The organism is Enterobacteriaceae bacterium Kacie_13 (assembly GCA_013457415.1).
Classification (GTDB): Bacteria; Pseudomonadota; Gammaproteobacteria; order Enterobacterales; family Enterobacteriaceae; genus Rahnella.
This window is the reverse complement of sequence record CP045665.1, coordinates 3,269,541-3,283,373: the sequence shown is the minus strand read 5'-3', so window position 1 is coordinate 3,283,373 and position 13,833 is coordinate 3,269,541. Positions and strand designations below refer to the sequence as shown.

Sequence of the window (13,833 nt, the reverse complement as noted above, 5' to 3'; positions counted from 1 at the left end):
CAGAAAACTTATGTTCAAAACAGTCGCTGGCACATTACTTAAACCTTTCTTACGCGATCGATTTCTGCATCTTTTAGTGCTGTTTGGCATTGTGCTGACCTGCTTTCAGCCCGCCAAAATTGTGCAATTTCCGCAGTTTGTTGACTGGGACACCATCGTTACGCTGTTAGGTCTGCTGATGTTGACCAAAGGTGTGGAGGTCAGCGGCTATTTCGATTTTGTCGGCCGTAAGATGATTAACGCTATTGACAACGAACGCTGGCTGGCGCTGTTTTTGGTGATGGCGGCGGCGGTGCTTTCCACCTTTATGACCAACGATGTCGCGCTATTCATTGTGATCCCGCTGACCATTACACTAAAAAAACTGACGTCGCTACCGGTCACCCGGCTGATCATTTTCGAAGCGCTCGCGGTGAATGCAGGATCCTTGCTGACGCCGATCGGGAATCCGCAAAATATCCTGTTATGGAATAAGTCCGGTCTGTCGTTCCTGCATTTTATTGCTCAGATGGCACCGCTGGCGGTAATTACGCTGGCCGCATTGCTGCTGGTCACCTGGTTCTGCTTCCCGTCGCACAGCCTGAAAAAGCTGGAGAGTAAAGAAGGCTATCCCTTCCAGAAACGTCTGCTGTTCAGTTCCGTACTACTGTATATAGCGTTTATTGTTAGTGTGGATCTGGGGCTGGCGATCTACGGCTTAATGGCGGTTATTCTGTGCTTTATCTGGCTGGCGCGACAGGTGCTGCTGCGCATCGACTGGCCGCTGATTTTGGTCTTCATTGTGATGTTTATCGATGTGCGACTGATTGTCGGATTGGATATATTACAACCCGCCTTTGCGCATATTGTTGGTCTGCCGGATTACGGACATTACCTGCTCAGCATCGGACTTTCTCAGGTGATCAGTAACGTGCCGGCGACCATCCTGATGATCAACTATTTGCCTTCGGGCGCGCTGCTGGCCTACGCCGTGAATGCCGGTGGTTTCGGTCTGGCGATTGGTTCGCTGGCCAACCTGATTGCTTTGCGCATGGCAAATGACAAAAAAATCTGGCTTAAATTCCACGCCTACTCATTCCCGTTCCTGCTGTTTAGCGGGCTGGCAGGCTGGTTTTTGTTACCGCTGGTGGCGTAGTAAGCTGCACGTTGAGAGATGCTAACCGGTTGACAGCGGAGGTAATTTCTACAGGTGTCAGGGCGGAAAACCCTAACAGCCAGCCGTCCTGATGCTGAGCGCACACTCCTGACGCATCGAAAAATAAGGGCGACAGGCGCGGCGTTTCTACCCCGGCCTGCGCTGCGAGTGCGCTGTAATGCGCTTCCTGCCCGGCGGGTAAGTGGGCGGCAAGCTGTAAACCGCCGGCGGCAACCTGCGGGGTGAGCCAGCTAATTTTTTGATTAATCTGGTCCAGCAGATGATCGCGACGGCTCTGATACAGCTGACGGGAAAAACGCAGGTGAGCGGCGAAATGCCCGGCGTTAATGAATTCAGCGGTCACCGCCTGCATCATCTGAGAAGAGTGTCCGTCGCTGACGGTGCGCAGAGTGACCATCGGCGCAACCAGTGCCGGAGGCAAAACGGCATAAGCCAGACGCAGCGAAGGAAACAGTACTTTCGAAAAGGTGCCGAGATAAATCACCTGCTGATGTTTATCCAGCCCCTGCATTGCCGGAAGCGGTCGTCCGTCGTAGTGCAATTCGCTGTCGTAATCGTCTTCGATGATCCAACTGGTGTGGCGTTTTGCATAATCGAGCAATTGCAGGCGGCGTGGCAAACTCAGGCTGACGCCGGTTGGGTAATGATGCGACGGTGTCAGATAGATGAGGCGTGGAACAGGATAATCCGCCGTCGGGTTCATTCCTTCCTCATCGACCGGGATAGCGTAACTGTCTGCACCGGCGCTGGAAAAGGCATTGCGTGCGCCCAGATAGCCAGGCTGTTCCAGCCAGACCCTATCAGCAGGGTCGATAAGCAGCATCGCCAGTAGTTGGAGTGCCTGCTGCGAGCTGGTGGTAATCATAATTTGCCCGGCAGTGCAGACGACACCCCGGGACTGTTGCAGATAACTGGCAATAGCTTCACGCAAGGGTAAATAGCCCTGCGGATCACCATAGCCCAGCAGGTGCTCGCCGTGAATGCGTAGCGCTTTAGCGGTTAGCTGTTTCCACGTTTTCAACGGAAAAGCGCGTAAATCTGGTGAACCTGCCGCAAAGGCTGTGGGAAGCTGTGGATCCCGGCATCCGCCGGTCGCGATAATTTTTTGCCCACGGACAGACAGCCTTGAGAGGCCAGCCGGAGTCGTGGCGTTTTTACGTGGTGGAGCGGGGCGGGGAAGTGACATACTGACAAACGTACCCTTGCCGGTGTGGCGTTGCAGATAACCTTCGGCTTCTGTCTGCGCATACGCCGCTTCCACGGTGATACGCGACACTTTCAAATCAGTAGCCAGCATGCGTGAGGATGGTAGCCTTTGCCCGGCAGTCAGTGCGCCGGTGTTAATTGCTTTGCGCAATGCGGCACACAACCGTTCACGCAGGCCGGTGGTTGCAGCGGCATCCTGCGTACCTGCATTTTCGAACAGCGTAATCAAAGCAGAAGGCTGAGCCTGGCTGGACATAATGGGTCTCATCATTGGTAAATAATTGGTATCAATAATAAGACCAAAAGCAGCGATGATGGAACGGCTTTCAACAGAGAAAATTTCACAGGAGAAGTTATGTCGCATTCATCTTATGTTCTGGCTTTGGCACCGCCGTCCCCGGACGTCAGCGCCGCGTATTTACACTCGAAACTGAGCTTTTATACCGATGCGGCCGACGTGGCGGCGGATCTGCAAAATGGCGTGACCAGCATCGTGGTTATTGATACCCGTTCTGCTGAATATTATGTGCGCGGACATGTGCCGGGCGCGGTGAATTTTCCGCATAAACTGATGACGGCAGAAAGCACGCGGGAACTGAGTAGAGACGTGGTTTACGTAACGTACTGTGACGGGATTGGCTGTAATGGCTCGACCCAGGGAGCGTACAAGCTGGCAAAGCTGGGATATCATGTGAAGGAAATGATTGGCGGGCTGGATTTTTGGATCCGAGATAAACATCCATTGGCAATGGGCGAAGAACGGGGAAACTATTCCCTGAACCTCGCTCCTGAAGATTGCGGTTGTGCCTGAGCCGGTGCTTAAAACAGCGCCCAAAGCAGAAGCACGACCACCACAAAGGCGATAAACAGCAGGGGTTTTCCGCCGAGTGCCTGCATAGAAGGCGGCAGCATTGCGACAAACGGATTCATTATCGGCTGCGGATCTGTTCGCGTCGTCGTAGTGAAGTGATCATCAATCTCTTCGCTGCGCGGCGTGCGATCCACTCGCTGGCTGAACAGTACGCCAATCAGGTCATTCACCTGCACAGGTGTCAGCGGAGTAGACAAGGTGGCACTGAAACGGTTTTCCACATATTCGGTAAGCTGACGGATTTCCTGAGTGCTGGCAGGCTGCTTGAGCACGCTCAGCAGGGTAGTCAGCGTCGGCGGCGTGGTCTGCTGGCTGAGCGACGCTTTAACCTGCATAAACTGGCTGAGTAACTGGAAGTGTTTCGCCGGAATAGAATCCCCGACTTTAACGCCCACCAGCGTAAACAGCTCCTGCCACACTTTGACCGGCGCTTCGCCAGTGGCCGCGCTGAGACGCGTAACCAGCTGTTGCAGGTTGTTGTGTTCGGCAGGCAGCAACGGGCGATCGGTGATCGGGGTCTGCTGCGGTTGCGGAATATTCATCTGGCGCGTCTGGATCAAATCCAGCACCTGTTGCAGCTGCGGGTGGGTCAGCTGGCTCAATACGGTGTGGCCAAAATTCTGGCGGATAAAGTCGCTGACGGCCTGACGGTTATTGCCCTGCGGCAATAGTTCGGTCAGTTGCAACATTAGCTGGCGCGAGGCGTGGCTGTCCTGCGCCTGCGTCAGTTTCCCCTGAAGCAGGGTCTGCGCCTGAGGAAATTGTGATGACGTGATTTCTGCGCCGTGCGGCAAAGAAAGATCGTGACGCAGGTTGGCCCAGATCTCTGCCGATTTTATCGGGGTCAACGCCATCAGCTTGACGATCAGCTTCTCCAGCGTGGTTCGCTGCGCCGGGGTTAACGGCAGTTCGCCACCCGATTGAGCAGGAACGGTCTGACCCTGAGGCTGTGTTCTGTTGTCGCCAACCGGCATGCCCGGGCCGCTCAAAGGTTGCATATCACCGTCCTTCGCTGGAAATTAAATCGTCGCTTGATTGGAAAAGCGCGGCGCAAGAGCGCAGAAGCGCCTCATCATACCTGCAAAGTTTATTAATCAACACCGCGAATGGCAGGCCAATTAAGATTCTTAGGAATATTATTTATCAAAATGGACGTTAAAAACGTTCGGCGGGGCGCGAAAGCGAAAAATGAGTCACTGCCCGCCACGTTTGCGTAGAGAGCAGTGAGATTTTTAGACGTTATTTTTGAGGAAGTTCAGCGGTGCGGTTAAACAGCGGCCTACGCAAACGTTGGGCGATTACCACCCCGGCCAGCGTAATGCCGCCGCCTATAATATGGTAACTGTGCAGCTGTTCGTGCAGGAACAGCACCGCGATAATAGCGGTGAAGATCGGCGACAGGTTCATGAAAATAGACGCTTTGTTAGCACCGAGGCGGATAACGCCCTGGATCCACAAAAACGGCGCAATGATCGAAGCCGGGATCCCTGCGAACAACACCAGCGGAATATTATGTACGGTCAGGCTGACGTCGCTCGCCAGCAGGAAGTTTGGTAACAGCAACAGCACACCAAAAATGATCTGCACGTACAGCGACTGCCAGTTAGGCAGCGGGATCGCCCAGCGTTTGGTTAGTACGCCATACAGCGCATAGGACGCCGACGCCGCAAACATCATCAGCTCACCTTTGCCAATCCCGTGTTGCAGCAGTTGCGCCGGGTCGCCAGCGCTGACCAGCCACACCAGCCCGGTGAACGAAATCACACAGCCCAGCGCGATACCTACGGTTGGCATCACACTCAGCAGGAACAGGCTTATTACCACCGTCAGCAGTGGGATAAGTGAGTTCAGGATCCCCATAAACAGCGCGCTAACGCTGTGCGCGGCGTAATACGCCAGGCTCTGATACAAGACCATGCCCAGCAGACCGAGGATCAACAGCTTCCACCAGTATTGCTTCACCGCCTGCAGATTGCGCAGTACGCCCGGCAAAATAAACGGGGTCAGCGTCAGTAAGGCCAGCAGCCAGCGGTAGAAAGAGATCGCTGCGGGATCAATGGCGGTCGCGGACACCTTGCTGACCACAGCATTAAGCGACCAAATCAACACGGCCAGCAGCGGAAAAAGTACATTCATTGCAAATCATCCCTAAGTAAATCGTTACGTAAGTGTACGATTGTCTTATTTGTTATATATAACGATAATCAGACAATCCTTCACGTAATTCAGACAACCTGTGCCGCCACAGACAAAAGGTTTTTATGCCGACTCGCCGGACATCATCTCCCCCGCGCTACTATCCACCGTTACCGGAAAAGACCCCGACAACGCTGTTATTTCGTGGTGAAATTATTGAAGGGAATTCAGAATATGTGCGGCATTCACATCCGTGGAGCCAGATTATCTGCGTGAAGTCCGGTGTTCTTGCGATGCTGGTCGCCGGCCAGCGCTATCTGGCACCGCGTGAGTTTGCCGTCTGGCTGCCAGCGGGTACAGAGCATTCAAGTTATAACCGTAAGACCACAAGGTTTTGCGCTATTGATATCGCACCGGAAATGGATCAAAACCTCCCTCCTGCGCCGTGCCTGCTTACGCCCACGGCGATTTTTAATGCCATCGCTGACGACTGTTTTTCGCGAAAGCTGAATGAGCCGGAGACCGAGGCCGATCTGCGCATGTGCCGCGTGTTGCTCGATCAAATCAGTCTGGCACCGCGTCAGAATACTTACCTCCCCACCTCGGAAGATAAACTGTTGTCGCAGGTGCTGAGTGGTTTGGAAAAGAATCCGGCGGACAGCACTCCGCTGGCGCAGTGGGCAGCGAAAATTTACACCACCGAGCGCACGCTTTCGCGCCGATGCCAGCAGGAACTGGGCATGAGCTTTGCTGAATGGCGTCAGCGGCTGCGTTTTTTACACGCCATCTCGCTGCTCGAGCAGGGCAAAAATGTGCAGGACGTCGCGCATGAAGTGGGCTACAGCTCGTCGTCGGCGTTTATCACCATGTTTCAGCAGATTTCCGGCACCACGCCGCAGCGTTTTCGTAACGACAGGTAAAGTTGTGCCCTGAAAGTTGGGATCGGCGCGGTGAACGTGGCAAAATCCCATTCTTCTTCATTTTCTATTCTTTCCTAGGCCATGCTGCCGGAGACAAACGTGAAAATCCTGGTTGATGAAAATATGCCTTACGCCGTCGAGTTGTTCAGCCGGCTGGGTACTGTACAGGCCGTTCCCGGCCGTCCGATCCCACAGGATGCCCTGAATGATGCCGACGCGCTGATGGTACGTTCTGTGACAAAGGTGAATGAAAGTTTGCTGACGGGAAAACCGGTGAAATTTGTCGGCACCGCCACGGCGGGTACCGACCACGTTGATGACGCGTGGCTGGCGACGCAGGGCATTGGCTTTTCCGCCGCGCCGGGCTGCAATGCGATTGCCGTCGTTGAGTACGTTTTCTCCTCCCTGCTGATTATTGCCCAGCGCGATGGTTTCCAGCTGCGTGACAAAACCGTGGGCATCATCGGCGTCGGTAATGTGGGTTCGCGCCTCAATGCCCGCCTCGAGGCGCTGGGTATCCGCACGCTGTTATGCGATCCGCCTCGCGCCGATCGCGGCGATAGCGGTGAGTTCTGGCCGCTGGAAAAACTGGTCGCTGAAGCTGATATTCTGACGTTCCACACGCCGCTGAATATGTCCGGCCCTTATGCCACTCATCATCTGGTGGACGCTGGTTTGCTGGCGCGTCTGCCGGCTGACCGTATTATGATCAACGCCTGTCGTGGCGAGGTGGTGGATAACGCCGCATTGCTTGACGCGCTGAACGGCAGCAAAAAACTCACTGCTGTGCTGGACGTCTGGGAGCCGGAGCCTGATTTGTCACTGGCCCTGCTCGATAAAGTGGCTATCGGTACCGCGCATATCGCAGGCTATAGCCTGGAAGGCAAGGCGCGCGGCACCACCCAGGTGTTTGAGGCATTCAGTCAGTTTATCGGTCAGCCACAAACCGTTGAGCTGGCCTCGCTGTTACCGCCGCCAGAATTTGCTGAAGTCACGCTGCGCGGTGCACTGAGTGAAGCCAAACTGCTGCGACTTATTCACTTAGTGTATGATGTGCGCCGCGATGACCGGCCTTTGCGCCGTGTGGCCGGAAAACCGGGCGAGTTCGACAAGCTGCGTAAGTTCTATGAAGAGCGTCGTGAGTGGTCATCATTGCGGGTGATCTGTGACGATCCGGCAACTGCAGATGTGCTGAAAAAGCTGGGCTTTAACAGCGTGACGGACTGAGCCTTAACGCGCCCTTAAGCTTTTCCACATACAGTGATGTGATAACGATTTCGAAAGCAGGGCGGTGATCATTCATCGCCCCTTTGTATTTTGCACTTTTATTTCTGGAGAAAACCAACATGTCTGAAGGCTGGAATATTGCGCTGCTTGGCGCAACGGGCGCAGTCGGTGATGCGTTACTGGATTTACTGGCCGAGCGTCAGTTCCCGGTTGGTGAGCTCTTCCCGCTGGCGAGTGAGCGTAGCGCAGGTCAGACCGTCCGCTTTAATGGCAAAAGCCTGCGCGTACAGCTGGCGTCTGAATTTGACTGGTCACAGGTTCAACTGGCGTTCTTTGTCGCGGGCAGCGAAGCCTCTGCGCTGTATGCTGAAGAAGCCGCCAATCAGGGCTGCCTGGTGATCGACAGCAGCGGCCTGTTCTCGCTGGAGCACGACATTCCGTTGGTGGTGCCGGGTGTTAACCCAGATGCGCTGTCTCATTATCGCAACCGCAATATCGTCGCCGTGGCTGACAGCCTGACCAGTCAGTTGCTGACCGCAATCAAACCGCTGACCGAACAGGCGGGTTTATCGCGTTTGCACGTGACCTCTCTGCTGTCCGTTTCCGCACTGGGTAAGGTTGCGGTGGATGATTTAGCCGGGCAAAGTGCGCGCCTGCTGAACGGCATTCCGGCCGAAGAGGGCGGTCTTTTCAGTAAGCAGCTGGCGTTCAATCTGTTGCCGCTGGTAAGCGATGAAGAAGGCAGCGTACTACAGGAACGTCGTCTGGTGGATCAGGTGCGTAAAGTGTTGCAGGACGACGGCTTGCCTATTTCTGTCAGCTGCGTGCAGTCACCGGTGTTCTACGGGCACGCGCAGGTTGTGCATCTGGAAGGTTTGCGTCCATTGTCTGCAGAAGAAGCGCGCACGGAACTGGAACGTATCGACGATATTTCCCTGAGCGACGAAGACGATTTTCCGACTCAGGTGAGCGATGCGTCCGGCAACGCCAATCTGAGTATCGGTTGTCTGCGTAACGATTACGGCGTGCCTGAGTTATTGCAGTTCTGGTCAGTGGCGGATAACGTGCGTTTTGGCGGTGCTCTGATGGCGGTGGAAACCGCAGAAAAACTGATCAATGAATACTGGTACTGATTATGTCCGACGACGTTATTGCTGATGTCAGTGCTGCTCCCGCCGTGGGGCGCATTGCGTTAGGTATTGAGTACAACGGCAGCGCTTATTACGGCTGGCAACGTCAGCAGGGTGCGGCGAGTGTTCAGGAATGTCTGGAGAAATCGCTTAGCCGTGTGGCTGATACGCCAATTGTAGTGTTCTGCGCCGGTCGCACCGATGCGGGCGTCAGTGCCACCGGTCAGGTGGTGCATTTTGATACGCCGGTGATGCGTAATGACGCGGCATGGACGATGGGCGTGAATACCCATCTGCCAAAAGACATTGCTGTGCGCTGGTGTGCGAACGTAGGGGAAGATTTCCACGCGCGTTTCAGTGCCACTGCCCGTCGTTATCGCTACGTTATCTACAATCATCGCTACCGTTCGGCAATTTTGCATACCGGCGTGACGCACGTACACATGCCGCTGGATGTGGAAAAAATGCAGCTGGCTGGTCAGGCGTTGCTGGGCGAGAACGATTTCACGTCGTTTCGTGCATCGCAGTGCCAGTCACGCACGCCGTGGCGCTACATGATGCATCTGAATGTCACACGTCACGGCAATTATGTCGTGGTGGATATTAAGGCTAACGCGTTTGTGCATCACATGGTGCGTAACATTGTTGGCAGTCTGGTGGAAATTGGTGCGGGGAATCAGCCGGTGAACTGGATGGCCGAACTGCTGGCGGCGAAAGATCGCAATCTGGCGGCGGCGACCGGAAAAGCGGAAGGGCTGTATCTGGTCTGTGTGGATTACCCCGAGAAATTTGCATTACCTCAGGTGAATATGGGGCCGCTGTTCTTAGAAGACTAAGAACCTCTGATGGTGTAAAAAAGGACGGAAAATCAAATGGGTTTTATCCAGTTTGTGATTGATTTTATTCTACATATTGATGTGCATTTGGCGGAGCTGGTTGCGCAGTATGGCGCCTGGGTTTACGGGATTTTGTTCCTGATCCTGTTTTGCGAAACCGGGCTGGTGGTGACACCTTTCCTGCCGGGGGATTCATTGCTGTTCGTCGCGGGTGCGCTGGCCGCGTTGCCGACCAATGATCTTAATGTGCATCTGATGGTGTTTCTGATGGCGATTGCTGCCATTGTGGGGGACGCCGTAAACTACACCATCGGGCGGGTCTTTGGGGAGCGCCTGTTCAGCAACCCAAATTCGAAGATTTTCCGTCGCAGTTATTTAGACAAGACGCATAAGTTTTACGAGAAACATGGCGGTAAAACGATTATTCTTGCGCGCTTCGTGCCGATCGTCCGGACATTTGCGCCGTTTGTTGCCGGCATGGGACATATGTCTTATCGCCATTTCGCGGCGTATAACGTGATTGGTGCGCTAATTTGGGTGCTGCTGTTTACTTACGCAGGCTACCTTTTCGGTGATCTCCCGATTGTTCAGGAAAATCTGAAATTACTGATCGTCGGCATCATCGTGGTTTCGATCCTCCCAGGTGTGATTGAAATCTGGCGGCACAAACGTGCGGCGGCGAAAGAGAAACGTCATCAGGGTTAATCCCGTGACGATTTTATGAATTAACAGGATATTGACGGTCATTAAACCCGCAGACTCACCAGTTTTTTATCCACAGTCTCTGGCTGTTATGGTTTAATGAGCGACAATTTATGGTCTGTTCCTGCGAACAACCCTTCTGTGATGCGGCGTGTGAGTTTTTTTATCACCCCGCAGACAGACGTTTTTGGGTAGGTTTCAGGGGACTTGTTACAGCATGAACAGCGGACTGGCTTCGGCCGGGTTCAAACAGAAAGGTTATCGATGAGCTGGATTGAACGAATTCTTAGTAAGAGCACTGACTCGCAAACCCGTAAGGCAAGCATTCCTGAGGGCGTCTGGACTAAATGTGACAGCTGCGGACAGGTACTTTACCGCGCCGAGCTCGAGCGTAACCTCATGGTTTGCCCTAAGTGTGACCACCATATGCGTATGTCTGCGCGTATGCGTCTGTCCTCTTTCATGGACGAGGGGAGTGAGGTTGAATTAGGTAGCGAGCTTGAGCCTAAAGATGTTCTGAAGTTTAAAGATTCCAAAAAATACAAAGATCGTCTGGTGGCTGCGCAGAAAGAAACCAACGAAAAAGACGCCATGGTTGTCATGAAAGGTACGCTGTTTGGTATGCCGATTGTGGTCGCGTCGTTTGAGTTTGCTTTCATGGGCGGTTCCATGGCCTCTGTGGTAGGCGCACGTTTCGTGCGTGCTGTAGAACAGGCAATGGAAGATAACTGCCCGCTGGTGTGTTTCTCAGCCAGTGGCGGCGCACGTATGCAGGAAGCGCTGATGTCGCTGATGCAGATGGCGAAAACCAGTGCGGCGTTGGCAAAATTACAGGAACGCGGTTTACCGTACATTTCTGTACTGACTGATCCGACCATGGGCGGTGTTTCAGCCAGCCTCGCGATGCTGGGTGATATCAACGTGGCTGAGCCAAAAGCCCTGATTGGTTTTGCCGGCCCGCGAGTTATCGAGCAAACCGTTCGTGAAAAACTGCCTGCTGGTTTCCAGCGCAGCGAGTTCCTGATCGAAAAAGGCGCGATCGACATGATCGTCCGTCGTCCGGATTTGCGTGCCAAATTAGGCAGCGTTCTGGCGAAACTGACCGGGCAACCGGAGCCAAAAGTGGCCGAGGTTCCGGCTGCTGTCAACGGTTCTGCCGATGACCATCAGGATGCCTGATCGATCTGAGTAAAAGCCGGTCAGTTGTTCAGGGCGGCCACTCATTGTTGTGCCGCCCAAACTGTCGCCGTCAAGCTGTTATCGCTCAGGACTGGCAGGCCGTGCTTTTACTCTGTTAGTGGTATCTGACAAAGAGGGCATTGCCTGCTGTCTCAGTCTGGTGATGTTGTGTCGAAGCGAACCTGAACAGGTTGAACTGGCTCATGCAAAATCAACATATCCCTCAAGCCACGTCGCCCCTTGCCACGTGGCTTTATTATCTCGAACACCTCCATTCTCAGGCGATTGAACTGGGCCTTACGCGGGTCAGCGCGGTTGCTGCTAAACTCGATTTGCTGACGCCAGCACCGCTGGTCTTTACCGTCGCGGGCACCAATGGTAAAGGCACCACCTGCGCCACACTCGAATCGATTCTGATGGCCGCCGGTTATCGTGTCGGCGTTTACAGTTCCCCTCATCTTGTGCGTTATACCGAGCGCGTACGCATTCAGGGTGAAGAGCTACCGGAAGCGACGCACTGTGAGTCTTTTGCGCTGCTGGAAGCCGGTCGCGGTGATATCTCACTGACCTATTTCGAATACAGCACGCTTTCTGCGTTGCATCTGTTCAGGCAGGCGAAGCTTGACGTGGTTATCCTTGAAGTGGGACTGGGAGGGCGCCTGGATGCCACAAATATCGTGGATGCCTCGGTGTCGGTCGTCACCAGCATTGCGCTCGATCACACCGACTGGCTGGGTTCCGATCGTGGAAGCATTGGCCGCGAAAAGGCCGGTATTTTCCGTGCGGGCAAACCTGCAGTCGTCGGTGAGCCGGATATGCCGCAGTCGATTGCCGACGTCGCGCAGGAAAAACAGTCTGATTTGTACCGTCGTGATACGAACTGGCATTTTACCGCCAGTGATGAGAGCTGGCGGTGGGCGGCGCTGCACAACGGCGCAGAAACCGGTGCGCTGGAAAATCTGCCGTTGCCGAACGTTCCGCTGGCGAATGCCGCCACGGCGCTGGCAGCATTGCATTATTCGCCGCTGGATATTCCGGCTGATGCCATACGCACGGGATTGCAACGTGCCGCGCTGCCGGGGCGTTTCCAGACTGTGAGCGAATCGCCACGCCTGATCCTTGACGTTGCGCACAATCCTCATGCAGCGGCTTATCTGGCCGGGCGTCTGGCGCAGTTGCCGCGTCAGAACGGGAAAATCCGGGCGGTGGTGGGCATGTTGTCAGATAAAGATATTGCCGGTACGCTGGCATGCCTGTCGCCTCTGGTCGATGTCTGGTATTGCGCACCGCTCGAAGGTCCGCGCGGCGCCAGTGCAAAAGAGCTGACGGCGCACCTGCCTTCGGCGAGTGAGTTTGCGGATGTCGGATCAGCCTGGAAACAGGCTATGGAGGAGGCGGCTCCTGAGGATATTGTGATCGTCTGCGGTTCGTTTCATACCGTCGCTCACGTAATGGATGCTTTAGATACGGGGAAAACCAGTGGCAAGTAAGTTTCAAAATCGTCTGGTCGGGACGGTCATTCTGGTGGCGCTGGGCGTCATCATTTTGCCCGGTTTACTCGACGGCAAGAAAAAACATTACGAAGACGAATTTGCGTCTATTCCATTGGTGCCAAAAGCAGGTGATGTTGAAGAACAGGACTCTGTGCCGCCGGTGACCCAGTCGCTGCCTGCGCAGGCGCCGGAAGGTGCCAATCAGGCGATGAGTGGCGCGCCTGAAGAGGACCATTCTGCGAACAATACTACGGCTGCCAATCGCGGCGCGGTCGCACCAGGCAACACCACGGTAGAAACGCCGCCGTCGACAACATTGCCTGAGCAGAAGAAGGCCGTGTCGCCAACGCGGACCGAAACGGCTAAGCAGAAGCCGGTTGAGCAAAAACCGGTAGTGCAAAAACCGATAGTGCAAAAACCGAAAACCATCGAACCTAAACCAATGGTTGAAGCGCCGCCGGTGGTTAAACAGAAACCGGTTGAACAGCCGAAGCCGGTCGAACAGACTAAACCTGTCGAGCAGCCAAAAGCGGTCGAACAGCCGAAGACTACGCCAGAAGAAAAAGCACCGGCGGGTCAGTCTTACGTCGTGCAGCTGGGCGCATTGAAAAATGCTGCCAAAGCCAATGAGATTGTCGCGAATCTGCGCTTGTCAGGTTTCCGTGCGTACACCGTCCCTTCCACTCCGGTACAGGGGCAAATCACACGGTTGTACGTCGGTCCGGATGCGTCGAAGCAAAAACTGGAAGCGTCATTGCCACAATTGCAACAGTTGAGTGGACTGGGTGGGCAGGTTCGCGCTTACAGCGCGCACTGATCTTGCGTCCATGACGCTGCAGCTGCGTTCGCCGCATTCAGGAACCCGAATTACTTACTAATGTAAGCTCATCGGGTTCCTGCCTTGCTGCAACGCCAATGACTGGGTTCAGGCAATAATAATTACCACGGAGGGCACAAGCGATTTGTGCCCTTTTTCT

The 13,833-nt window shown here is 54.5% G+C and carries 13 protein-coding genes; 10 read left to right on the top strand and 3 right to left on the bottom strand.

Annotation, left to right across the window (positions count from 1 at the left end; translation table 11 throughout):
• The first annotated feature begins 10 nt into the window (after positions 1-10).
• Complete coding sequence (locus GE278_14900; protein ID QLK61987.1) at positions 11-1,135, top strand: anion transporter; 1,125 nt, start codon at positions 11-13, stop codon at positions 1,133-1,135.
• Here the strand turns inward: GE278_14900 and GE278_14895 are convergent.
• Positions 1,092-2,633, bottom strand: coding sequence for an aminotransferase class I/II-fold pyridoxal phosphate-dependent enzyme (locus GE278_14895; GenBank protein ID QLK63306.1), 1,542 nt, complete (start codon positions 2,631-2,633; stop codon positions 1,092-1,094). The genes GE278_14900 and GE278_14895 overlap by 44 nt on opposite strands.
• 84 nt (positions 2,634-2,717) lie before the next feature.
• Between GE278_14895 and GE278_14890 the strand changes: the two genes are divergently transcribed.
• Entirely contained in the window at positions 2,718-3,173 is a 456-nt protein-coding gene (locus GE278_14890; GenBank protein QLK61986.1) for a rhodanese, read from the top strand.
• 8 nt (positions 3,174-3,181) lie between these two features.
• Here GE278_14890 and GE278_14885 read toward each other — a convergent pair whose 3' ends face one another.
• Both GE278_14885 and GE278_14880 read right to left on the bottom strand, forming a co-directional pair.
• On the bottom strand, positions 3,182-4,231 hold the full coding sequence (locus tag GE278_14885) for a flagella biosynthesis regulator Flk (protein QLK61985.1): 1,050 nt from the start codon (positions 4,229-4,231) through the stop codon (positions 3,182-3,184).
• A 241-nt stretch (positions 4,232-4,472) separates the two neighbouring features.
• A complete protein-coding gene (locus GE278_14880) occupies positions 4,473-5,369 on the bottom strand; it encodes an EamA family transporter (protein ID QLK61984.1) in 897 nt (298 codons plus the stop codon).
• A gap of 125 nt (positions 5,370-5,494) precedes the next feature.
• Between GE278_14880 and GE278_14875 the strand changes: the two genes are divergently transcribed.
• The 8 genes from GE278_14875 to dedD all read left to right on the top strand — a co-directional run bounded on the left by GE278_14875 (position 5,495) and on the right by dedD (position 13,673).
• Positions 5,495-6,289 carry a helix-turn-helix domain-containing protein gene (locus GE278_14875; GenBank protein QLK61983.1) on the top strand — a complete coding sequence of 265 codons (795 nt, stop codon included), beginning with the start codon at positions 5,495-5,497 and terminating at the stop codon, positions 6,287-6,289.
• 99 nt (positions 6,290-6,388) lie between these two features.
• Entirely contained in the window at positions 6,389-7,516 is a 1,128-nt protein-coding gene (gene pdxB / locus GE278_14870; protein ID QLK61982.1) for a 4-phosphoerythronate dehydrogenase PdxB, read from the top strand.
• A gap of 119 nt (positions 7,517-7,635) precedes the next feature.
• Positions 7,636-8,649 carry an aspartate-semialdehyde dehydrogenase gene (locus GE278_14865; protein ID QLK61981.1) on the top strand — a complete coding sequence of 338 codons (1,014 nt, stop codon included), beginning with the start codon at positions 7,636-7,638 and terminating at the stop codon, positions 8,647-8,649.
• Positions 8,650-8,651: 2 nt separating this feature from the next.
• On the top strand, positions 8,652-9,482 hold the full coding sequence (gene truA / locus GE278_14860; GenBank protein QLK61980.1) for a tRNA pseudouridine(38-40) synthase TruA: 831 nt from the start codon (positions 8,652-8,654) through the stop codon (positions 9,480-9,482).
• Positions 9,483-9,518: 36 nt separating this feature from the next.
• Positions 9,519-10,187 (top strand): DedA family protein, encoded by a 669-nt coding sequence (locus GE278_14855; protein QLK61979.1) that lies wholly within the window; start codon positions 9,519-9,521, stop codon positions 10,185-10,187.
• A 261-nt stretch (positions 10,188-10,448) separates the two neighbouring features.
• The gene (accD, locus tag GE278_14850) at positions 10,449-11,363 is read left to right on the top strand and encodes an acetyl-CoA carboxylase, carboxyltransferase subunit beta (protein QLK61978.1); all 915 of its coding nucleotides are present in this window, start codon (positions 10,449-10,451) and stop codon (positions 11,361-11,363) included.
• 203 nt (positions 11,364-11,566) lie between these two features.
• A complete protein-coding gene (folC, locus tag GE278_14845) occupies positions 11,567-12,853 on the top strand; it encodes a bifunctional tetrahydrofolate synthase/dihydrofolate synthase (GenBank protein QLK61977.1) in 1,287 nt (428 codons plus the stop codon).
• Entirely contained in the window at positions 12,843-13,673 is an 831-nt protein-coding gene (gene dedD / locus GE278_14840) for a cell division protein DedD (protein QLK61976.1), read from the top strand. Before folC ends, dedD begins: the two co-directional genes overlap by 11 nt.
• Positions 13,674-13,833: the final 160 nt, after the last annotated feature.